The organism is Gillisella terrae (assembly GCF_004801395.1).
GTDB lineage: Bacteria > Pseudomonadota > Alphaproteobacteria > Rhizobiales > Rhizobiaceae > Allorhizobium > Allorhizobium terrae.
This window is the reverse complement of record NZ_SSOA01000003.1, coordinates 466,610-488,851: the sequence shown is the minus strand read 5'-3', so window position 1 is coordinate 488,851 and position 22,242 is coordinate 466,610. Positions and strand designations below refer to the sequence as shown.

Annotated in this window: 20 protein-coding genes and 1 tRNA gene; 7 read left to right on the top strand and 14 right to left on the bottom strand. The window is 56.6% G+C overall.

All coding sequences use genetic code 11. From position 1 onward, the window contains the following. Positions 1-158: 158 nt before the first annotated feature. A complete protein-coding gene (locus E6C51_RS09485) occupies positions 159-482 on the bottom strand; it encodes a helix-turn-helix domain-containing protein (protein ID WP_057216070.1) in 324 nt (107 codons plus the stop codon). Further along, positions 479-877, bottom strand: coding sequence for a type II toxin-antitoxin system RelE/ParE family toxin (locus E6C51_RS09480; RefSeq protein ID WP_171521009.1), 399 nt, complete (start codon positions 875-877; stop codon positions 479-481). Before E6C51_RS09480 ends, E6C51_RS09485 begins: the two co-directional genes overlap by 4 nt. Positions 878-1,350: 473 nt before the next feature. Between E6C51_RS09480 and E6C51_RS09475 the strand changes: the two genes are divergently transcribed. Further along, complete coding sequence (locus E6C51_RS09475) at positions 1,351-2,376, top strand: IS1595 family transposase (RefSeq protein WP_190235767.1); 1,026 nt, start codon at positions 1,351-1,353, stop codon at positions 2,374-2,376. Here the strand turns inward: E6C51_RS09475 and E6C51_RS09470 are convergent. Further along, positions 2,373-2,834: a hypothetical protein gene (locus tag E6C51_RS09470; RefSeq protein ID WP_190235766.1), complete on the bottom strand. Its 462-nt coding sequence runs from the start codon at positions 2,832-2,834 to the stop codon at positions 2,373-2,375. The genes E6C51_RS09475 and E6C51_RS09470 overlap by 4 nt on opposite strands. 190 nt (positions 2,835-3,024) lie before the next feature. Between E6C51_RS09470 and E6C51_RS09465 the strand changes: the two genes are divergently transcribed. Further along, positions 3,025-3,101 (top strand) — tRNA-Pro (locus tag E6C51_RS09465). 295 nt (positions 3,102-3,396) lie between these two features. Here the strand turns inward: E6C51_RS09465 and fdhA are convergent. From fdhA to ppdK, 3 genes are all read right to left on the bottom strand, one after another. Beyond that, positions 3,397-4,581: a formaldehyde dehydrogenase, glutathione-independent gene (gene fdhA / locus E6C51_RS09460; protein ID WP_146936441.1), complete on the bottom strand. Its 1,185-nt coding sequence runs from the start codon at positions 4,579-4,581 to the stop codon at positions 3,397-3,399. Positions 4,582-4,952: 371 nt separating this feature from the next. Then, entirely contained in the window at positions 4,953-5,936 is a 984-nt protein-coding gene (locus E6C51_RS09455) for a DUF2339 domain-containing protein (protein WP_190235765.1), read from the bottom strand. A 76-nt stretch (positions 5,937-6,012) separates the two neighbouring features. Further along, entirely contained in the window at positions 6,013-8,694 is a 2,682-nt protein-coding gene (ppdK, locus tag E6C51_RS09450; protein WP_190235764.1) for a pyruvate, phosphate dikinase, read from the bottom strand. A gap of 327 nt (positions 8,695-9,021) precedes the next feature. Here ppdK and E6C51_RS09445 point away from each other — a divergent pair, with 327 nt between their 5' ends. Continuing rightward, on the top strand, positions 9,022-9,525 hold the full coding sequence (locus tag E6C51_RS09445; RefSeq protein WP_190235763.1) for an invasion associated locus B family protein: 504 nt from the start codon (positions 9,022-9,024) through the stop codon (positions 9,523-9,525). Positions 9,526-9,561: 36 nt separating this feature from the next. Next, the gene (locus E6C51_RS09440; protein WP_190235762.1) at positions 9,562-10,170 is read left to right on the top strand and encodes an SH3 domain-containing protein; all 609 of its coding nucleotides are present in this window, start codon (positions 9,562-9,564) and stop codon (positions 10,168-10,170) included. An 80-nt stretch (positions 10,171-10,250) separates the two neighbouring features. Here E6C51_RS09440 and E6C51_RS09435 read toward each other — a convergent pair whose 3' ends face one another. From E6C51_RS09435 to E6C51_RS09415, 5 genes are all read right to left on the bottom strand, one after another. Further along, complete coding sequence (locus E6C51_RS09435; protein WP_190235761.1) at positions 10,251-10,667, bottom strand: Ivy family c-type lysozyme inhibitor; 417 nt, start codon at positions 10,665-10,667, stop codon at positions 10,251-10,253. A 65-nt stretch (positions 10,668-10,732) separates the two neighbouring features. Continuing rightward, on the bottom strand, positions 10,733-14,194 hold the full coding sequence (locus E6C51_RS09430) for a chromosome segregation SMC family protein (protein ID WP_190235760.1): 3,462 nt from the start codon (positions 14,192-14,194) through the stop codon (positions 10,733-10,735). 93 nt (positions 14,195-14,287) lie between these two features. Continuing rightward, the gene (locus tag E6C51_RS09425) at positions 14,288-14,971 is read right to left on the bottom strand and encodes a DsbA family protein (protein WP_190235759.1); all 684 of its coding nucleotides are present in this window, start codon (positions 14,969-14,971) and stop codon (positions 14,288-14,290) included. Between the two features lie 175 nt (positions 14,972-15,146). Beyond that, positions 15,147-15,656, bottom strand: coding sequence for a DUF721 domain-containing protein (locus E6C51_RS09420; protein WP_190235758.1), 510 nt, complete (start codon positions 15,654-15,656; stop codon positions 15,147-15,149). Positions 15,657-15,768: 112 nt separating this feature from the next. Then, the gene (locus E6C51_RS09415; protein ID WP_190235757.1) at positions 15,769-16,557 is read right to left on the bottom strand and encodes a glycosyltransferase family 25 protein; all 789 of its coding nucleotides are present in this window, start codon (positions 16,555-16,557) and stop codon (positions 15,769-15,771) included. A gap of 125 nt (positions 16,558-16,682) precedes the next feature. On the opposite strand from E6C51_RS09415, the gene mutY reads away from it, so the two are divergent. Genes mutY through E6C51_RS20220 form a run of 3 tightly spaced genes read left to right on the top strand, consistent with a single transcriptional unit; the run spans position 16,683 to position 18,496 of the window. Beyond that, positions 16,683-17,756 (top strand): A/G-specific adenine glycosylase, encoded by a 1,074-nt coding sequence (gene mutY, locus E6C51_RS09410; RefSeq protein WP_230987164.1) that lies wholly within the window; start codon positions 16,683-16,685, stop codon positions 17,754-17,756. Between the two features lie 3 nt (positions 17,757-17,759). Beyond that, the gene (locus tag E6C51_RS09405; protein WP_190235756.1) at positions 17,760-18,371 is read left to right on the top strand and encodes an HAD family hydrolase; all 612 of its coding nucleotides are present in this window, start codon (positions 17,760-17,762) and stop codon (positions 18,369-18,371) included. Beyond that, positions 18,368-18,496, top strand: coding sequence for a hypothetical protein (locus tag E6C51_RS20220; RefSeq protein ID WP_269141824.1), 129 nt, complete (start codon positions 18,368-18,370; stop codon positions 18,494-18,496). Before E6C51_RS09405 ends, E6C51_RS20220 begins: the two co-directional genes overlap by 4 nt. Positions 18,497-18,515: 19 nt before the next feature. Here E6C51_RS20220 and E6C51_RS09400 read toward each other — a convergent pair whose 3' ends face one another. The 3 genes from E6C51_RS09400 to E6C51_RS09390 all read right to left on the bottom strand — a co-directional run bounded on the left by E6C51_RS09400 (position 18,516) and on the right by E6C51_RS09390 (position 22,232). Then, positions 18,516-20,384: an O-linked N-acetylglucosamine transferase, SPINDLY family protein gene (locus E6C51_RS09400; RefSeq protein ID WP_190235755.1), complete on the bottom strand. Its 1,869-nt coding sequence runs from the start codon at positions 20,382-20,384 to the stop codon at positions 18,516-18,518. A 197-nt stretch (positions 20,385-20,581) separates the two neighbouring features. Next, positions 20,582-21,712: a site-specific DNA-methyltransferase gene (locus E6C51_RS09395; protein WP_330999763.1), complete on the bottom strand. Its 1,131-nt coding sequence runs from the start codon at positions 21,710-21,712 to the stop codon at positions 20,582-20,584. A gap of 100 nt (positions 21,713-21,812) precedes the next feature. Then, entirely contained in the window at positions 21,813-22,232 is a 420-nt protein-coding gene (locus E6C51_RS09390) for a DUF1284 domain-containing protein (protein ID WP_190235754.1), read from the bottom strand. Between the last annotated feature and the right edge of the window lie 10 nt (positions 22,233-22,242).

Here is a 22,242-nt window from a genome sequence, read left to right as displayed (position 1 = left end):
AAGAGAAATTTCCGCCAATCCAACTTTTTATGCTGGCGTTGGTGGGCGGCAACAGGCGATGGCTCTGGGCCGAAGCGGAATTGGAGTTCGTGCTCCAAAGTTAGAGGCCGACCACTTGGCGAGCGGTCGGCCTTTAATCAGTTTTTGGCACTCGGCGATCAAGCAGCTATGTGTTGCTTCTCTTCCCTGTCCACGAACTCGATACGGAGCGTTTTGCCGAACACGGCCGCAGCCCTGCACAGGGTGTGCATCGAGATGCTCGTGTTCACCGGATCAAGCAAGCGATTCACCTGCGTCCGACTCGTTTGCATCGCCTCCGCGAATTCCGACTTTGACATTCCCCGCTTGGCGATGTTCTGTTCCATTTGCCAAGCAATAACTCTTTTGATGGCGAGTTCATCAACTTCGTTAAGGATGCCCTCTTCTTCCAAGAAGCTCTCAAAGCTCGAACCAATTGGGCTAATCAGGTCATCTTCGCTCATTTTTTGCGCTCCTTTTTCTTCTTCAATTGCTCAAGTCTTCGTTCGGACTCTCGTTTCCTATCACGTGCAGTATCGACGTCGACTTTCGGTGGCACCTGATCTTTCTTAATGATCCCGTGCAAAAGGATCATTCGCGATCCTTCCATGTAGAAGAACACCCTGGCGATTTTATCGCTGAGACTGGTTCTAACCTCCCAAAGGCCGTCGCCAAAGCTATCGCAAGTCGGCATCCCCAAAGGCCATCCATACTCAGTCGTTCGAACATCGGCCGCTATCGCTTTGCGCTCATCAAACGTCAGGGTTTTAAGCCATTCTCGAACAGGTTCCTTACCTCTCGGCGTCTGATAGAATTCCGCGACGATTGTCTTCTTGGGGCGATCGACTGCTTTCTTCATAACGATGTGTACCAAAAATGGTTCATCTGAGCAAGCCTTTTCTTTTGAAATCTGTAGGAAGTGACCATTACGCGCTTTCGGTTGAAAAATGGTTCATATACACGACAAAAACGAATGCTCGTTCGTTGGTATGAACGTTTGAAGGTCGCTTAGCCGAATGCAAGGCAGCAGGGCGCGTGTGACAGTTCTCTTCGATTAACCATTTGCGCCTCGTCCCGATCGACTCCGGGGAGGATTCCAGATAAGAACCTAGTCATGTTCAGAAAGATACGGATACAGCTCTGATCTCCGCGCGGTCATTTTCGGCCGCAGATCCGCTGTGCCTGCCGTCGACTTCTGGAGCCTGAACATGACCATCAACGCCATCACTACCTCTGTCCATCGTCCGAACGCGGCGGTGTTGGCCGTCAGTGCCTTGGGCGGGGGCTTGGAAATACGCCCGAGCTTACTCCGGATCGCGGAGTGGTTGAGGCATGGCGAACCCCGACGACACGCCCAAGGGCCAGCATTTCCTGCTGTCGCCAGAGTGCCGAACGCTCACGGTGCTCGATCTCGCCAAGATGCGGGATACGACTGCCTACAACTGGTTTAAGCGCCTGCGCTGGCAAGAGACGGAGGGTGAGCCTTACTGCCCTAAGTGTGGAACGCTGCGCTGCCATACGATGAGCCGCAACCGCTTCAAGTGTACAGAGAGGACCTGTAAGGCCGTGTTCAGCGTCACCTCGGGCACAGTCTTTCATGCGCGGAAGCTGAGCTTCAAGAAGATGCTTATCGCCATCTGGTTCTCGGCGAACTCGGTGAAAGGCAAGGCGGCACTCCAGCTCTCGCGCGAGATCGGTGTTCAGTACAAGACCGCTTGGGTTCTCCTGATGAAGCTGCGCGAGGCGATCGCCTGGCGCAGGGAGGAGATGGTGCTGGATGGCGAGGTGGAGATTGACGGCAAGTACGCTGGCGGCCACATCCGCCCTGAAAACAAGGCCGAGGATCGCATCGACCGCCGCCTCAAGAAATACCAGAACATGAAGCGTCTGTGCGCTCTTGCGATCCGCCAGCGCGGACTGGGAGGGCAGACGTTCACCCGGATCATCCGAGACGAAGACAGTAACGCAGCCTGGGCTGCCGTCCGTGATCACGTCTCGAGGGAAGCAACGGTCTTCGCGGACGAGCACGGCAGCTATAACGACCTGGCTGGCTTGAACAAGCTGGAGCGCGTCAACCACTCAAAGGCCTATCAGACCGACGATGGCACGAACACCAACCAGGTCGAGAGTTTCTTCTCGCGGGTCCAACGGGCTTATGTCGGCATTCACCATCGGTTTTCGTTGAGATACTTCGACTGGTACGTGGCCGAACTCGCATGGCGCGAGGATTGCCGACACGTGAGCAATTGCAGTCATACGTTCCAGGTGCTGGGCCAGGCACTGTCTCGCCCGACGTCACGCTATCTTTGCGGATACTGGCAGGGCAACAAGCCGCCCGACCTGATCTGGGAAGGTTAAGCAGCGATCTCCCAGAGAACCTTACGTCCGTCGAACTGGCCGGACTGCCGCACGCGTCCCGCAGTCGTCAGTTGGGTCAGGACCGCCGACAGGCGGTGTGCGATATCCGAGAGATTGGCTGGCTCGCTCGGGATTTCGAGCTTAGAGGCAAATTTCGCCGCGCAGTCGGTCACCGAAATCGGTTCTCCTGCTTCGCGCAGGACCTCCAAGACCGCTTGGCGCTTGTTTACGCCGTTCAGGGCCGCTTTCACCTCCGACGATAACGGCTTTGCCTTTCGAGAGCGGTTACCCTGTTCATATCCCGTCAGCGCCGATCCCTGATAGTCGGGCTCGTAGCTCAGGATGACGCGGTCCAGCGCTCTCATTAGTTCCTGAATGTCTACCCGCTCCCTTTCAAGCTGCTGCAGCCTGTCAGTTAAGGCGACTCGCTTCTGTTTCAACTCGTACGCTACACTCATTCGAGGCTCCGTTTTTCACCGGAAACCAGGGTAGTCGGGATGCCATTTCAAGTCTGGTGGTTTTTGCTACCTAATGCCGTGCTTTTGTGCATTTGCGCTACCGCAAAATGTGATATTTTTTTTGCATGACATCCCGCTTACACTTCTTGAAAGCCCAAAAAGCTTGGTTTATATCCAGCATCACTGGTCACGGAGTGTAGCGCAGTCTGGTAGCGCACCACGTTCGGGACGTGGGGGTCGGATGTTCGAATCATCTCACTCCGACCAGCCTTAAGCAGTTGTTTTACAAAAAAATTCCGCATTTAGCGCGCGGCGCTCCGGATTGTTGTTTTTGCGTCCTCTTGATCCGAACGCCGCCTCCCACATTTCACGCATAAACTCTCAATCGGCATCAATACAGCGTCCTTTGTGCGCCATATTTGGGCGCACAAAGGACGCTGTAGCACTTTTAAGCTGCTGCATAATTTTCTCCGTAAATCGATTCCGATTTAAGGAATTATGCAGTAAAAAAGGCCGAGCACTGCTGCCCGGCCCTTTCTTTCATCAGGTTCGGCTCTGTCGGTCAGGCAGCCAAGCCACCATGGGGATCGAGCACGAATTTCGTTGCAGCACCCTGGTCGAAACTCTCGTAGCCCTGCACGGCTTCTTCCAGCGGGATGATCTTTGCATTGACGATGTCGGCGATCGGCAGGCGGTCATGCAGGATGGCTTGCATGAGCTGGCGATTGTATTTCAGCACCGGCGTCTGACCCGTGTGGAAGGATTGCGCCTTGGCCCAACCGAGGCCGAAGCGGAGCGAGAGATTGCCGTGCTTGGCGGCGTTCTCGGCGGCACCGGGATCTTCTGTCACGTAGAGACCCGGAATGCCGATAGATCCGGCGGCTCTGGTGATTTCCATCATCTGGTTGAGCACAATGGCAGGCTGCTCGCCGCCAGCGTGGCCGCGTGCCTCAAAACCAACGGCATCGATGGCACTATCGACCTCATTGGTGCCAACAACCTCGGCAATCATGTCGCCCAGCCGATCGCTCTTCGAAAGATCGATTGGCTCAAACCCGACTTTAGCTGCGTGAGCCAGACGATCTTTGTTGAAGTCGCCGATCATCACCACGGCGGCACCAAGAATACGGGCCGAAGCCGCTGCTGCGAGACCAACCGGGCCAGCGCCCGCAACATAGACCGTGGAGCCAACCCCGACACCCGCGCGCACCGCGCCGTGAAAGCCGGTTGGGAGAATGTCGGAGAGCATTGTCAGATCGCGGATTTTCGACATGGCCTTGTCGCGGTCGGGGAATTTCAGCAGGTTGAAATCGGCGTAAGGAATGGTGACATAGCGGGCCTGTCCACCAATCCAGCCACCCATGTCCACATAGCCATAAGCGCCACCGGCGCGCTCGGGATTAACGGTGAGGCAGACGCCGGTATCCTGCGACTTGCAGCAGCGGCAGCGCCCGCAGGCAACGTTGAAGGGCACCGACACGATATCGCCAATCTCGAGCATCTCGACATCAATGCCCTTTTCAATCACCTCGCCGGTGATTTCGTGGCCCAGCACCAGACCGGGCATGGCGGTTGTTCTGCCACGCACCATGTGCTGGTCAGAGCCGCAAATATTGGTCGAGATGACTTTCAGAATAACACCGTGCTCGATCCGCCGTCCGTCCGGGGCCTCCAGCTTCGGATCGTCGATGTCCCGCACTTCGACCTTGCCGGGCCGCAAATAGACAACGCCTCTATTTTTGCTCATGTTTACTCCTCCTTTGAATGTCCCATTCGATCCGCCGCCGCAATGCCGGTGACTGATCTCCTCAAACGGTCTGCCTCCCGTGCAAACCGGATCGTCTAACGCCTTTGTTCGCCAACAGGCGAACCATGCCGGGCTCCGCTCCCACTGGCATACGACGTGATCTCTGTAACATCGTCAGTAGACCATGTCCGATGACCGATAGGGGCAATGAAAACGACATCGACGCGGCGCGAAGACGACAGCCGGTTGATTTCAAATAGCCGTCACACTCTAAAGTCTGTGAGGTCCAATTTGAACCTCACAGACTTTAGAGTGCCCTGCGCCCTCTATGGCGCACCGCGCGGTAAGGAATTATGCAGGAGCGGAAAGCCTCAGCCCCCGATTTTCGGCGTCTTCAACCCATCAAACACCGATGGTGCATTGGGGTCTGGCTTGGCCTCGGTGTCCGGATCTTCTTTTAGGAAATCCGGGATGGGGCCGTCAGAATTCATAGTGCCGTAAGCGCCTTTGTCTTGATAAGCGGGGTCATCCAAACCGGGGTCTTCGCCGTCAACGGAGAGGTTCGGCTGGCCAAGGTCGGTCCCCGGTTGGGTTTTGATGGGCAATGGCACGTAGAGCGACACCGTGACAATGATGGCGATAACCAGAAGCCAGCTGCCGAGAATGCGGGAGGGGATTTTGAGCCACTCACCTTTGAAGCAGCGCAGCAGAAAGGCCGGGGCGAGGATGATCCACAGCGCCGACAGTACCGAGGACATCGCAAACACCGGAATACCAACACCGAAATCGTCAAGGCCCAAAAACAGTGAGAAAGAAAAGGCGACGATAATGACAGAGGCCAGAATGCCTCGATCACGCCATTTGCCGGATAGCCACAGGCTGGCTCCGGTGATGGCCACGGCCACGGGGGCGATCAGGTAGAGCACATTGCCAAGCGCACTATCGCGGATCGTGTTAAAAATCGGATCGAAAAACAACAGCATCACGGCCAGAACACCCGTGAAGGTACCGATGGTGATGACAAACTGTTTTGCGCGATCCATCATGGCGCAGGCCACGGCAATGCCCAGCATGGCCAGCACCAGATCGTAAACCGAGAAGGTAAACAGCGCACCCAGCTCGGCAAAACCATAATCATGCGGGAAGCTTTGCGACACGGCCAGCAAAAACAGGCCAAACCCTGCCAGAAGCGCAGAAGCCTTAAAGCGGTCGGTTTTCATCACCTGCCGGATTTTGCTGCGCGTTGCTTGCGGCTCGCTTGGCGCTTTGATGCGGCTTTTCGGCTCGTTGCTGCCCTTTTGGCGGCGTTTGCGGGAGGTTTTACTGCTTGGCGATGTTGGGCTTTCGGCGCTCATCGGCTGTGCCTCCTGCTGGTCACGGGTTCAGCGCACCGCTATCTCACACGCTCGCTGATTTGTCACGGCCCTCGCTTTACGCAGGACGTGCCAAGCGCTGTTGCTTGATGGTGGCTTGCGCTGCCGAAAGCCTTGCAATGGGCACACGAAACGGCGAGCACGAGACATAATCCAACCCGACATCCTCGCAAAAATGAATCGAGGTAGGGTCACCACCATGCTCTCCGCAAATGCCAAGCTTCATATCAGGCCGTGTCTGGCGTCCGCGCTCAGAAGCAATGCGGATCAACTCGCCAACCCCGTCAAAGTCCAGCGAGATAAACGGGTCGCGCTCGATAATGCCCTTTTTCTGATAGGTTGGAATAAAGGCCGCCGCATCATCGCGGGACATGCCAAAGGTGGTCTGGGTCAAGTCATTGGTGCCGAACGAGAAAAACTCTGCCGCTTCTGCAATGACGTGGGCGCGGATGGCTGCGCGCGGCAGCTCGATCATGGTACCGACCAGATAGGAAATCTCCAGCGCCCCTTCGCGCATCACTTCTGACGCCACGCCGTCAATGACGCCCTTCACATAATCCAGCTCGGAGCGCAGCCCCACCAGTGGCACCATGATTTCTGGCACCACCGGCTCACCGGTTTCAAGGGCGGCCGCGATGGCGGCTTCAAAAATGGCGCGCGCCTGCATTTCGGCAATTTCGGGATAGGAAATCGCCAGGCGACAGCCGCGATGGCCGAGCATGGGGTTAAATTCGTGCAGGGCATCCACCCGTTGGCTAAGGGCCCGTGGCTCCATGCCCATGGCGCTGGCAACTTCGGCAATTTCCTGCTCGGTTTTGGGCAAAAACTCGTGCAAGGGCGGGTCCAGCAGACGGATGGTCACCGGCAGGCCGTGCATGATGGAAAACAGCTCGGTGAAGTCTGAGCGCTGCATGGGCAACAGCTTATCAAGGGCTGCGCGGCGACCAGCCTCGTCTTCGGCCAAAATCATCTCGCGCATCACATGAATGCGCTCGCCTTCAAAAAACATATGTTCGGTGCGGCAAAGGCCAATGCCCTCTGCGCCAAAAGAGCGGGCAGCGCGCGCATCGCCGGGTGTATCGGCATTGGTACGCACCGTCATGCGGCGGGTTTTATCAGCCCAGGCCATGATTTTAGCAAAATCACCCGACAATTCCGGCTGCAACATCGGCACCGCGCCTTTCAGCACCTGCCCGGATGAGCCATCAATGGTGATGATATCGCCCTTTTTCAGCTGCACGCCCACGCCAATCAGCGCGCCATTGCGAAAATCGACCCGCATGGTGCCAGCCCCGGCAACGCAGGGAATGCCCATGCCACGCGCCACCACGGCGGCGTGACTGGTCATACCGCCACGGGTGGTCAGCACGCCCTCGGCGGCATGCATGCCGTGAATGTCTTCCGGGCTGGTTTCCATCCGCACCAGAATAACCTTGCGGCCCTCTTCCTTGGCAGACACCGCATCTTCGGCGGTAAACACAATTTCGCCGGTGGCCGCGCCCGGAGAGGCCGGAAGGCCCGCGCCAATCACTTCGCGCGCAACCCTCGGATCAATGGTCGGGTGCAGCAGTTGATCGAGAGACGATGGCTCAATGCGCGATACTGCCTCCTCCTCGCTGATCAGGCCTTCCGCCACCATATCCACGGCGATTTTCATGGCCGCCTTGGTGGTGCGCTTGCCGGAGCGGGTTTGCAGCATCCACAGCTTGCCGCGCTCAATGGTGAACTCCACGTCCTGCATGTCTTGATAATGGGTTTCCAGCCGGTTGCAGATGGAGAGAAACTCGGCAAAAGCCTCCGGCATCAGCTTTTCCATGGCGGGCTTGTCATAGCCGGATTCCAGCCGGGCCACTTCTGTCAGCGATTGCGGGGTGCGAATGCCGGCCACCACATCTTCGCCCTGCGCATTGACCAGAAATTCGCCGTAAAGCTCTTTGTCGCCGGTGGAGGGATTGCGGGTAAAGGCAACGCCGGTGGCCGAGGTGGAGCCCAGATTGCCAAACACCATGGCCTGAACATTGACCGCCGTACCCCAATGCACTGGAATATTGTGCAATTGCCGATAGGTGACAGCGCGGGCATTCATCCAGCTGGAAAACACCGCCCCGATGGCCCCCCAGAGCTGCACCTGCGGGTCTTGCGGAAAGGGCTCGCCCAGCTCATCCTCAATCATCTGCTTGTAAATGCGGGTCACGTGTTGCCATTCCGCAGCGGTCAGATCGGTATCGAATTCGTGGCCAAAGCGGGCTTTTTCATCGTCGAGGATTTCCTCGAAAATCTCGTGATCCAGCCCCAGCACCACATCGCTATACATCTGAATAAAGCGGCGATAGCTGTCCCAGGCAAAACGGTCGTCCTCGGCGGCCTTGCCAAGGCCCTGCACGGTTTCGTCATTGAGGCCGAGATTGAGCACGGTGTCCATCATGCCCGGCATGGAAGAGCGCGCACCAGAGCGCACCGACAACAGCAGCGGATTGCGCGCATCGCCAAAGGTGCGGCCAGTGATGGCCTCAACACCGCCGATGCCGTCGAGCACTTGGGCCTTCAATTCATCGGGAAAATTGCGCTGATGGGTGTAAAAATAGGTGCAGGCGTCGGCAATAATGGTCAAACCCGGCGGCACAGGCAGGCCAAGCCCGGCCATTTCGGCAAGATTGGCACCTTTTCCACCCAGTTTTTCAACGTCCCCAGCGCCGCCCTCCGCCAAACCAGCGCCAAAGGTGTAGACCCACTTCTCCATCGCTGTCTTCTTTCTCCACCCCGTGATTTTCACAGGTTTAAACCATAATGCAGCCTTTGAAAACCGCGCAATATCAAGTGTATGCCGCATTGCAGCATAATTGCGACATCAACGCTAAAAATTGGTGCGAACGGGTCGAATTCCTTGGCCCGTGCGCCAGATCAGTGGTGCAGGGCTGAAATTATAACCCGACTATGCTAAAAGCGTTTCAGAACAGGTCAACGGATTGTGAAGAAAAATTAACCTTTCCGTAACCCGCAATCGCCTTGATTGCGGTAGAAACAACCATAAATCCGATCGTTTTCAACAAAATGGAGTATGCCAGAGATGATGTCACTACAAACCGTTGCGTTGGTGCTCGCCATTATCGGCCTTTCCGCATCTGTCGCAACGGCGGCCCCCAAGATGATGAAGCAATTCGACCACTGGGGTGTGTTTACCTATAAGGATGGTGGAAAAAACGTTTGCTATGTCCTGTCAGTTCCCACCAAGGAAGACCCGGTTGGTGTTGACCACGGCAAGAATTTCTTCCTGATTGCGCCGAAGAAAACCGGCGGTGCCAATTACTACCCACAAGCCATCATGGGCTATGAGCTGAAACAGGGCTCCACCATTGACGTCGATATCGACACCAAAGATTTTCTGATGACGCCGAAGAAAAACATTGGCTGGACCAAGGTTGAAGCACAGGATTCGCAGGTCATTGCCGCCATGCGTCAGGGCAAAACCATGACGGTGCATGCAATTTCAAAACGGGGCACGAAGACCACCTACACCTATTCGCTTCAAGGTGTCTCGGCTGCGCTCAAGCGCGCACAGGCTTGCCATTGACCGGCCTGCGTGCCGCATAGCATGAGACGCTCTCCCATGTCGCGTCGGTGTGTTTTTGCAGTCCTGCTCGTCAGCGCGCAGCTGTTTGGAGCCGTTTGTGGTTATGCTGGCCAGACAACAGACGCCGCCACAGCAAGCCAGATCACCAGCGGGCCCCAGATCACCAGCGGGCCAATGCGGCAAGTGGGCCGGGTGACGGGCTTTCCACTGCCGCGCTATGTGTCGATCAAGTCCGTAAGGGCGCGGATGCGTGTTGGACCATCAACGGATTATGCCATTCGCTGGGTGTATGAAGCCAAAGGCCTGCCAATTGAAATCATTGAAGAATATGGCAATTGGCGGCAAGTGCGCGACAGTGATGGCACAACCGGCTGGATGTCTGCCGTGTTGCTCAGCGGTGATCGAACCGGCCTTGTCGCGCCATGGCGCAGTACAAAGGACAAGATGATCAGCTTGCGCAATGACCCGTCGCCCAAGGCTGAGGTGGTGGCCGAGCTTCAACCCCGCGTGCGGCTCAATATCCGCAATTGCGATAGCCACTGGTGCGAGGTTTCGGTTCAGGGTGATGGCACCTCGGGCTATATCCGTCAGGAGCTGGTTTGGGGTGTCTATCGCGATGAAATCATCGGCGATCACCGACTATAATGCGTGCGGGAAAGCAATAAACTGCTTTCCCGCACACTCTGATCCTGCATAATTCCTTAAATCGGAATCGATTTCAGTCATTATCCAGCAGGCTTGCGCTCTAACGCAGATTTTTCGGCAGGTGTTGGGTCGCCGAGATAAGTTTCGCCAAGCCGGTCGTCATTGACCCGCATGACCACGTGCTTGCCGTCTTTGGAAAACAGCACCCGAATGGCACTTTGATTGCAACGCTTGGCCTCACAGGCATAAAATAGCTGCATTGGCTTGCCATCAACCTGCATCTCCACCGAGGCCAGTCCAACATAATCGTCGCGGCTGACCATATTCAGCACCCATGGCGGAATGCCCTGCCGACCATAAACCAGTTTTTTCACTGCTTCCTTGTGCGGCGTGGATGTTTGCAGGGTCTGCGCCAAAAACTGGCCGGAGAGGCTTTGGGCGAAGGCTGGAGCCGCCATCATGCAAACCACAACCAGACACCTCCATCTATGCACCATCCTGCGCTCCTTTTGTTAGACCATGTCTGATCGGGCAAACCGGATTCCAATTTCCCTGACAGGCTTTAGGCAACCTCGATCAACTGTTCTGCCGTTTGCAAATCCACTGACACCAGCTGGCTCACCCCCTGCTCGGCCATGGTCACGCCAAACAGGCGATTCATGCGGGCCATGGTGATGGGATTGTGGGTGATGATGACGAAACGTGTCTCGGTTGAGGTCGCCATTTCATCCATCAGATTGCAATAGCGTTCAACATTGTGGTCATCCAGCGGCGCGTCCACCTCATCCAGCACGCAGATCGGGGCTGGATTGGTGAGAAATACCGCAAAAATCAGCGCCATGGCCGTCAGGGCCTGCTCACCACCCGACAAAAGCGTCATGGTCTGCGGCTTTTTGCCGGGCGGGCGAGCGAGAATTTCAAGACCGGCATCCAGGGGATCATCACTCTCAATCAGCTGCAATTCCGCCGTGCCGCCATTGAACAAATGGGTAAACAGGCGCTGGAACTGAGCATTGACCACATCAAACGCCGCCACCAGCCGTTCCCGGCCTTCGCGGTTGAGGCTCTGGATGGCGCCGCGCAGCTTTTTGATGGCATCGATAATGTCATCGCGCTCCTTGATCAGCGCGGCCAGCTTATCGGACAATTCCTTCTGCTCTTCATCGGCGCGCAAGTTCACGGCACCGAGCCGTTCGCGCTCCATTTTCAGCCGGTCCAGCTCGCGCTCAACCTCGCGCAGATCAGGTATTGCATCCTCCGGCTTCAGGCCGGTGAGGCGAAAGGCTTCCTGCGGCGTGACATTCAGCGCTTCCTGAATGCGCAATTCCCCATCTTTGCGCCGCTCACGAGCTGATAACAACCGCTCCTCGGCCCTGCCCCGGCGCTCACGGCTCTCAGCCAGGCTTGAAAGCGCGGTTGCTGCCAGTTGATCGGCCTCACGCTGCATGGTTTCAGCCTCAGCCAGCAGATCGGCAGCCGCGCGGCGGGCCGCATCGGCCTTTTCAAGTTCATTGATCAAAAGCCTGCGCTTTTCATCAAACTCATCGGGTGCGGCATCCAGATCGAGCATTTCATCGCGGGCCTCAGCCTCGCGGTCTTTCAGCGTGGCAATGTGCTCACCAGCGCTTTTGGCGCGGTCCTGCCAGCTCTGCCGCTCCTGACGAATGGCGATGATGCGCCGCTGGCGCTGGTCGTTTTCGCGGGCAAAGCCCTCATGGCGGGCGCGGGCTTCGGCCACCATGCCACGGCCAGTGGCCACATCCATCTGCAATTGCCGCAATTGCTCATCAAGGGCGGTGAGATCGGCCTGATCGGCCAGCGCAATCTGCGCTTCTTCCGCCAATCCATCGGCCTCTTCAATCTGGGCGCGAAGGCCGTTGACCGCCTCTTCCACCACAGCACGGCGGCGCAACAGATCGCCTGAGGCGCGCTCCGCCGCACTCAAGGCATCGCGCGCTTCCGACACTTGCCGCAGCACCAGTTTTTGACGCTCACGCCGCTCTGCAAGCGTGCCTTCCGCCTGGGTTATCGCGTCGCGGGCAGCATTTAGCCCCTCTTGCGCCTCGTCCAGCGCAAAGCGCGCTTCTTCGGCCTCAGTTTCCAATTCCGTCAAACGGTTTTTCTGGGCCAATCGCAGCGCCGCAGCACTGGGCGCTTCCGAGCCGGTGATATGTCCATCCCAGCGATAGACAGCGCCCTCTTTGGTCACCAGCCGTTGACCGGGCTTAAGGTCTGGCATCAGGCGCGCCGCCGTCTGCGCATCGGTCACGCCAATCTGTTTCAGGCGGCGCAACAGCGCATCCGGGGCCTGCACATAGGCGCTGAGCGGAGAAATGTCATGAGGCAGTGCCGCATCATCCGCATGGGGCCCCGGCATGGCCCAATGAGCAGGCGCGCGCGCATCCAGCGGGCTTTCCAGATCATCGCCAAGGGCGGCACCCACCGCTGTTTCAAAGCCGCGCTCCACCGTCAGCTCATCGGCGACCGGCGAAAATTCACCCGCTGTTGCCGATGTTGAGAGCATTTTGGCAATGGTTTTGGCCTCGGTTTCCAAAGCCGCCAGCCTGGAGCGGGCCGCATCCACCGGCCCACGCGCCAGGCTTTCCGCCCGCCGCGCATCACTCAAGCGCTCTTCGGCATCCATAACGGAGCTTTCCGCCTCTTCGACGGCAAACTCGCCCGCTTCTACCGCCTCGCGCTTTTCCTCCGGATCCGGCAAGGCTGAAAGCTTCTCGGCCACAGCCGCAAGTTCGCGGTTGGCGTCATCGGCTTGACGATCCAGCCGCAAGCGTTTTTCTGCCAGATCACGAAGGGCGCGCTCCAGCTGGTTGCGACCGGCTGCCGCTTCGGCCCGCTCGGCGGTCACTGCCGCAAAACGCTTCTCTGTGGCGCTCAAGCTCTCGGATGTCTCTTCAAAGGCAATGCGCAGATCCTCTGCCTCACGCCCGCTTTCTGCCAAAACCTCTTCCAACTCGGTCTCTTCCGCCGCCAAACGGTCAAGAATCTGAGCATTGTCAGCCACCAGCCGTTCTTCGCGGCGAATGTCTTCATCCAATTGCGCCAGACGCCGCGTCAATTCATCACGGCGTTTGAACAGGCGTCCGGCATCTTCTTCCAACTGGGTGCGGGCAATTTGCAGCCGCTGTACCGAGGCTGCGGCCTTCACCTCATTGTCGCGCAATTCCGGCAGCTTCAGGCTGGCAATGGCCTGAGCTTTGGCCGCTTCCATCTGTGCTTGCGCCCGCTCGGCCACCAGCGAGGTCGCTTCATTCAGTGCCGTCTCTGCCTCCGCTTCGGCAAGCTTTGCCTCTGTCCAGCGGATGTGCAGCAACATGGCATCGCGGGCGCGAATATCCGCCGAGAGCATTTTAAAGCGATTGGCCTGACGCGCCTGACGCTTCAGGCTCTCAATCTGGCTTTCCAGCTGGGCAACAATATCTTCAAGCCGCTCCAGATTGGTCTCGGCGGCGCGCAGCCGCAGTTCTGCCTCATGACGGCGAGAGTGCAGGCCGGAAATGCCAGCCGCCTCTTCCAGCAATTGCCGTCTGGCCTGTGGCTTTGCCTGAATAAGCTCACCAATGCGCCCCTGCCCGACCATGGAAGGCGAGCGGGCGCCGGTGGAAGCGTCAGCAAACAGCAATTGCACATCCTTGGCGCGGGCTTCCTTGCCATTGATGCGATAGACCGAGCCGTTTTCACGCTCAATGCGGCGGGTCACCTGAATTTCATCGCTATCGTTGAAAGCGGCGGGGGCTGTGCGGTCGGAATTGTCGAGAAACAGGCCAACTTCGGCAGAGTTGCGGGCCGGGCGATTGCCGGAGCCTGAGAAAATCACGTCATCCATGCCAGATGCGCGCATGTTTTTATAGGAGTTTTCGCCCATTACCCAGCGCAGCGATTCCACCAGATTGGATTTGCCACAGCCGTTTGGCCCGACAACGCCGGTGAGACCACGCTCAATTATGAATTCCGTTGGCTCGACAAAGGATTTGAAGCCAACCACACGCAGCTTGGTAAACTTCATGATGAGACCTGACGAACGCGCATTAAAGAACCACAAAACGAAAAAACGGGCGCACGGCTTTCGCCGCCACCCGTTTTAAACAGAAATGTCGGATTAAAGGAAGCTATCAATCAGCGCCGACATGGAATCAACCGGCATATCCCCTGTATAGACCTTGCCGTTGATGATGAATGTTGGTGTGGAATTGACGCCAAAGTCCTTGGCACCGCGATCGCGCACAGCCGTCACTTCGCCAGCCAGCTTGGTATTGGTCAAGCAAGCCTGGAAGCTTTCCTGAGTGAAGCCGGCCATTTTCGACATTTGCAGCATGGCATTGCGCACATCGCCATCACTTGGGGCGGCCCAGGCGCGCTGCTGCTTCAGGAACATGGTGATGAAAGGATAATATTGCTCTGGCGGAGCGCAACGCGCCAGCATGAAGGCAGCTGTTGCGGCTGGATCGAAGGGGAATTCGCGGAACACGAAGTAAACCTTGCCCGTATCGATATATTTTGCCTTGATGGCGTCGAAGGTGACTTCGTGGAAATGCGCGCAATGGGGGCAGGTCATCGAGAAATATTCAACGATCTTCACCGGCGCATCAGGCTTGCCAAGGGCCTGCTCTGGCAGTTCACCGGGCTTCAATACTGCGGCCATATCGACGCTGCGTTCAGATTTGGGCACCTCAACGGCGGCCAAAGCCGGGCTGGCAAGGCTTGCCACAGCCGCGCCGGTGGCCGCTGTCGCAAGACCGGCCAGCAAATGGCGCTTGGTGAGGTTCAGTTCAAAATTCGACATCGAAACACCCGCTTCAAAAGAATAACACTACAGACGATTATCGTGGCTCACATAAGGTTGCAAGGGAGGTCGTGAGCCAACCATTTCATCATTCTTAAAGTTATGTGGCTAAATTCCAGCTGTATTTCAAATGACAAATTGGTCATCTATGGCTGTGAGCGGACAGGCCACGGGCTTATCGCGCCTTCCTGGTGGCCAAAACGGCGCGACCAAGCCGCTCTATCGCCTTTTTCAAATTGTCGCTTTCAATGCCTTCGGTCATTTTTTGCAGGCGTTTGGTCTGCACCGCATCGAGCCTTGGCGGTCCGCGCCGATGTTTTGCCGTATCCGATACCGGCTTTTGCACAATGCGGATCTGGCCAATGGCGGGATAGCCAAAAAAGCCATTGATACGCGCCAGCAGCTCACCTTGCGCATGGTTGAGAAACAGCGCCCGTGCGCCTTCGCAGGCAATGGTCAGCACGCCCGCGCGGTGGCCATTGTCCTGACCGGCATAATCGCGCCTTGGCCAGGCAATCTTTTCTGGCCTTGTGCAATCGGCAAAATCGGCTCCGGCAATCTCATCCCACGACGACAGAAGTGCTGTGTTGATGCCAGCACGACGCGCAATCACCGGATCAATGATCCGGTTGGTCAGTTCTGCAATCGGGGCGGCACCGCGCCTGTAAGCCTTCACATCATTCATCCGGTTGGCTCGGCAATCTGCTTTATCGCGATTACAACGCAAGCTGTTGATGCCATTATAGACCATAACGGCTCAAACCGGAATCGGTTAAATCCAAAACAATGCAAGGGTGTTAAGGCTTCGCTTTTGAACGGGCTGGAAACAGGCGGCAGACAAAAGCATGAACAATGCGTCGCACATCTTCCGATATCCGGAAAAGATAGGCCGGAATGCGCCGCCACTTTTTCCATTTCAGCTTGCCATAATCCACGCCGACAACAATATTGGAGGGTGAATTGCCCTCTTGAAACATCGGCAGAACGTTTTCAGTTACATTGTAGACCCGAACGCCATTGGCCCAGCCTCTGCCCAACGCCACATCATAGGGCAAAGACATGGGCTTGAGCGCTTTCAGCAATTTCAAGGCAGCACTGCGAGTGAGAGCATAGGCAGCCGCCGAACCTTCGGGACCAAAAGCGCAGGCACCCACCCGAATGCCGCTATAAACATCTGCGGTTTTCAAGAAGCCACCAAGACGGTAATGCACCAGCTTCACCAAGGCATTTTGTGGCAAACTGGCCAGAATGGCTCTGACTTTCGCATCAAAATCGGCAACAAGTTCCACATCGTCTTCCAAAATCACGCCCGCGGGCAATCCGCTCTGCACAAAAGCTTCCAGGGCGCGCAGGTGGCTCATATAGCAGCCATATTCGCCCGCAAGCGCGGTTCGGCCATTTCGGCGGCCAAATTCACGCACATCAAAATCCTGCCAATCTTCGCGCCTGATATTGTGGCCATTCACCGCATCGACCCGCGTGAGAGACAGATGATGCGCCAACGCCGATTGCTCTATGGCCTGCCAACGTTCAACCGAGCGTGCAAGATTAATAACATAAACAGGCAATTGGCCATCAAATGACATCAGCAAAACACCATATTTCAAAAAACGAACCCGACCGTAGCACTTTTGTTTCGCAACAGCATGCTATAGACAGCCGGGAAACATATATGGCTATTCCTATGGCTACATCAATGCGGCATGTAAAAATGACAGAACACAACACATTGCTGCTTGATTGGTATGATCGACACCATCGTGACCTCCCCTGGCGCATCTCGCCGCCCATGGCAGCGCAGGGCCAATTGGCTGATCCCTATCATGTGTGGCTCTCCGAGGTGATGTTGCAACAAACCACGGTGCAGGCCGTCAAACCTTATTTTCAGAAATTTCTTGCCCGCTGGCCAACCGTTGTTGATCTTGCCAATGCGCCAACCGAAGAGGTTATGGCGGCATGGGCGGGCCTTGGCTATTACGCCCGCGCCCGCAATTTGAAAAAATGCGCCGAAGCCGTGGCCGCGCAACACAATGGCATTTTCCCCGACACGGAAGAGGGTTTGCGCGCCCTGCCCGGCATTGGCGATTATACCAGTGCGGCCGTTGCCGCCATTGCCTTTAACCGGCAGGCGGCTGTGGTGGATGGCAATGTTGAGCGGGTCATCACCCGGCTGTTTGCCATTACCGATGCCCTGCCCGGTGCCAAACCCTTGATCAAGGCCAAGGTTGCCATGATCACCCCCAAAGACAGACCCGGTGATTTTGCTCAAGCCATGATGGATCTGGGCGCGACCATCTGCACGCCCAGGCGCCCTGCTTGCGCGCTGTGTCCTTTCAAGGATCATTGTGAAGCGCTGAAAAAGCATGACCCGGAGCATTTTCCGGTCAAGGCTGCCAAGAAAGCCAAGCCGGTTCGGCTGGGGGCTGCCTTTGTTGCGCTGGATGGGCAAAACCGGATCTTGTTGCGAAAGCGCGACGACAAGGGGTTGCTGGGCGGCATGACTGAAGTGCCAACCACCGAGTGGACCGCGCGCATTGATGGCGACCACACCGATGCCAGCGCCCCGATGGTGGCGGACTGGCAGCCTTGCGGCGTCATCACCCATGTGTTCACCCATTTCGAATTGCGGCTCTCGGTATTTCGCGCCGACAACATTGCCGCCAACGCCAGCAATCACGGATGGTGGGAGCCGCTTGCAAATCTTGATGAACAAGCGCTGCCAACAGTGATGAAAAAAGCCATAACACAGGCTATTCCAGAGGCGTTCAAAGCAGCAAAGGGATAGAGCATGACTGAAATCCGGCACATCGTTTTCGACATCGGCAAGGTTCTGATCCATTACGACCCGAATTTACCCTTCAGCCGGATCATTCCCGATGCGACGGAACGCAAATGGTTCTTCGACAATATCTGCACCCATGACTGGAATATCGAACAGGACCGGGGACGCGATTGGGCAGATGCAGAAGCGCTGTTGATTGCACAATATCCCGAGCGCGAAGAGCATATCCGCGCCTTTCGCAAACATTGGCGCGAAATGGTGCCACACGCCTATGAGGGCACCGTTGAGCTGTTCACCAGCCTGATTGATGCAGGCCATGACGTGACCATGCTGACCAATTTTGCCGCTGATACGTTCAAAGAAGCGCGGGAGATGTTTCCCTTTCTCAACACCACACGCGGCATTACCGTGTCTGGCGAAGTCGGCCTGATCAAACCGGATGTGGCCATCTTTAACCGCCACGCAACCGATTTTGGCCTCGATCCGGCTCACACAATTTTCATTGATGACAGCCTGCCCAATGTGGAGGGTGCAAAGGCTGCGGGCTGGCAGGCGGTGCAATTTACCAGCGCTGATAAGCTGCGCGATGACTTGATCGCGGTGGGCGTTCTGACATGAGCGACGCGAAAGTCTTTCTGAACGGTCATATTGACGTTCCAGCCGATCGGCTGACCGATGTCACAGCGGCTTTACCGCAGCATATCGCTTTGACGCGGGCGGAGGCGGGAGTATCATCCTACTGAAACCGTGCGACAAGCCCGATCAGGCGGCAGCCGACTGCTTTGTTGCATCCGCACAAATCTCTTCCAGAGCGGCTTCAAAATCGCGGGCAAAACGCGCGGTGTCAAACAGCGGCGCGGTCTTGCGCGCTTCAATGAGGTACTGGCGCAGGTGAAATTGGCGGACTTCATCCTGCGCCAGATCGATCGCCAGGCGACCGAATTCTTCAATATCGTCAGCCACCAGCTCAGCGAGACCGACGGCGTTTAAAAGGCTCTCGCTGACGCGCGAGGCAAAACTGGTGCCCTTGAAGGTCACCACCGGCACAGCGGCCCAAAGTGCATCGGCCGTGGTGGTATGACCATTGCAAGGTGAGGTGTCGAGGGCAATATCGGCGTAACAAAGGCGCTTGAGGTGTTCCGAAGGCGATTTCTTCTCGGCAAAAATGATTCGAGATGGATCGACACCCATCTTGGCGGCTTCGGCCCACAGGTTTTGCTTCACCATTGGGCGCATATCCAAAAGCCACAGCACCGAGCCATCCACGGCCTTGAGGATATCCATCCAACGGAGGAAAACATGATGACGCAGCTTGACCGTCTGGTTGAACGAGCAAAACACTACGCCCTGTTCCGGCAAGCCGTGCTGGCTGCGCGGACCATCGCGCATCACCTGTACGCGCTTGCTGTCATTGGCCTGATAGCTGTTGGGCAGGCGAATGATTTTCTCGGCATAAAATGGCTCTGACGCAGGCGGCACCACAAAGCGGTCGGCAATGGCATAATCAATACCAACACCAATAACGCTGCCGGGAAAGCCAAGATAGGACACTTGTATAGGTGCGGGCCTGCGGCAAAACAGGTTTAAGCGATTGCCAAAGGTGAAACCCTTGAGATCAATCAGAATATCCAGATCCAGCGCCCGAATGGCCGCCTCTGCGGCGTCATCATTCAGCGGCAGGAGATCGACATAATGCTCAATAGCATCCATGAACCTTTGGCGCATCGGGCCTTTGCGCAAATGTTCAGGCGTGTGACAAAGACCAAAAACCTCAAACCGGTCGCGGTTATGGCCTTCCAGTACACCGGCCAACAGCAGCATGGTGGCATGGTCATAAAAGTCGCAGGAGACATAACCAATGCGCAAGCGACGACCGGCTTTTGGCCGATAGGCGACTGGCGGCGCAACCTTGCTCATCCGGGTTTCGGCGGTGCGAATGGCGCTGAACACGTGGTAGCCCTCATCGCCAGACCAATGCAGCGACCGAAAGACGTTTTCACGAATATCAGGCCGCTCGCCGTCCGTGGCATAGGCCTGTTCAAGCTCTGCCTGCAACTGATTGGACAGATCAAACTCACACAGGCTGAGCGCGCACCAAAACAGCTCGGTCAGCGCCAGACGCTCGGTGGGCTTCGCCTGATGGGCGGCTTTCAGCACCGGAAATGCTTTTTCCACATGGCCGGTGCCCAGCAGAACCATGCCAGCATTTAGCCAATTGTCGAAATCGCGGCCAATCTCCACCAGCTTCTCGGCATAGGGCAAGGCTTCAGGATAAAGACTTGCTTCGCGATAGAGGCTGCAAATCGAATGGTTGACATCAACATCATCGGGCAAATGCTGGTGCAGCTTCAAAAGCGCTGCCAAAGCACGGTCCGACTGGTTGTGATCCAAATAATATTGACAGGCGCGAAACGCCACTTCGCGCTTCAAAGTGGGCGTCAGGTCAATCACCTCTTCAAACAGCCGGGCTGCTTCAAGCAGAGTGCCTTTTTGCTCATGGATGCTGGCCGCCAGAATATAGGCATCAGCGCGGTCTGGCTCAGGCTGCAACAGGGCAGAAATGGTGGACAGCGCCTGATCATAGGCCCCCTCCTCATATTCCTTGCGCGCCTGTTGATAAAGTGCCGTCACGATCTGCTCCCTTGTTGGAGCAAGCAGATAGACAGGCAGACTTGCCCCAGGCTGTCGGATCATGAAAAAAATTCAGCTTTAAAAAGCATGAAGCCCGAAACGTTCTCCGTTTCGGGCCTCGTGACTTCACCGGGACGCAATACCTTTCCGATGAAGAATGCCAGGGTAGCGGTAAGTCCTTAAAATTCTGTCAATATTTACGATAATTTTGCCATGTCAGCGCGAATAATGCTGCGCAGATCATCAATGGGCTTCAGCTTGCCCTGATCTTCATAATGCCAGAAGGTCCAGCCATTGCAGGCATCCAGCCCCCGCACCCGCGCGCCAACGCGGTGAATGGAGCCAGCCTCAGTGCCAGACACCAAGGTGCCATCGGCGCGCACAATGGCCGAATGTTTGCGCTTGTCGCAAGACAGCACCTGACCGGGCTTGAGCAAGCCGCTGTCGAGCAGAGTGTTGAAGGCCACGCGCGGCTCGGCCTTTTTGCCGGTCATCACGGTCAGTTCAATCTTGCCCAGAGGCTCGACCGCATCAATACGGGCAGAGGCCGCATCAATATAATCCTGCTCGCGCTCAATGCCGACAAAGTTGCGACCCAAGCGCTTGGCCACGGCACCGGTGGTGCCAGAGCCAAAGAAAGGATCGAGAATCACATCACCAGCCTTGCTGGACGCCAGAATGATGCGGGCCAGCAGCGCCTCTGGCTTTTGGGTCGGATGGATTTTCTTGCCATCCTCGCCCTTGAGGCGCTCACCGCCCGAGCAGATCGGAAACAGCCAGTCCGAGCGCATCTGCACATCATCATTGGAGGCTTTCAGCGCATCATAATTAAAGGTGTAGCTCTTGGCCTTGGAATCGCGCGAGGCCCAGATCATGGTTTCATGGGCGTTCTGAAAGCGACGGCCCTTGAAATTCGGCATAGGGTTGGTCTTGCGCCAGACAATATCATTCAGGATCCAGAAATTGAGATCCTGAAGGGTCGCGCCGACCCGGAAAATATTGTGGTAAGAGCCAATCACCCAAATGGTGCCATTGGGCTTCAACACGCGCCTGCACGCCAACAACCAGGCGCGTGTGAAGGCATCATAGGCATCAAAAGAGGCAAACTGGTCCCATTCATCATCCACGGCGTCGACAACGGACTGATCCGGCCGATGGAGCATGCCGCCGAGTTGCAGATTGTACGGTGGGTCTGCGAAAATCACATCCACCGAGTGATCAGGCAAAGCCTCCAGCGCTGAAACGCAATCACCCTTGATGATGCTGTTCATCCAGGCAAAAGGATCGTTGGAACGACGGAGATCGGCGATCGGGAAGACAGAAGCCATGGGATACTCACTGGTTACGCTGACGCAGCACAATTGGAATGGCCTTATGGTTACCGAACTTGGTTACCAAATGCTGAACAACACAGTGAAATTCTTCTCTTTATCCGATAACGGCCCCGGCGTAATCGCCCAAAGCCACGCCATCGCACAGGCCTGACCACTCGCACCCCTCGCAGGCGTTGCGCACATCCCCATGGGAAAAGGCTTTGCGCAAACGCGCAAGCAGGGCGGCATCCGGGATAATTTCCGCGCCCGGCTGAACGGGAATGTGCAAAAGCGCGCTCACAGCTTGGGCGGCACGTTGATCACGCCCGTTAACACTTTCGCCAAAACAATGGGCGTCCAAAGCAGGGGTCAAGGGCTGGCACAGATCATCCGGCCCCTCAACAATCACAATTGATTCACCCGCATTCAGGCGCGCAGCAATGGCATGGTAATTTTCAACAAAATCAGGCGTATAACCCTTGCCCACAAAGGTCAGCATGCACAGCAAATGGTGGGGCCTGAGCCGAACTGTCATGACAATGCCT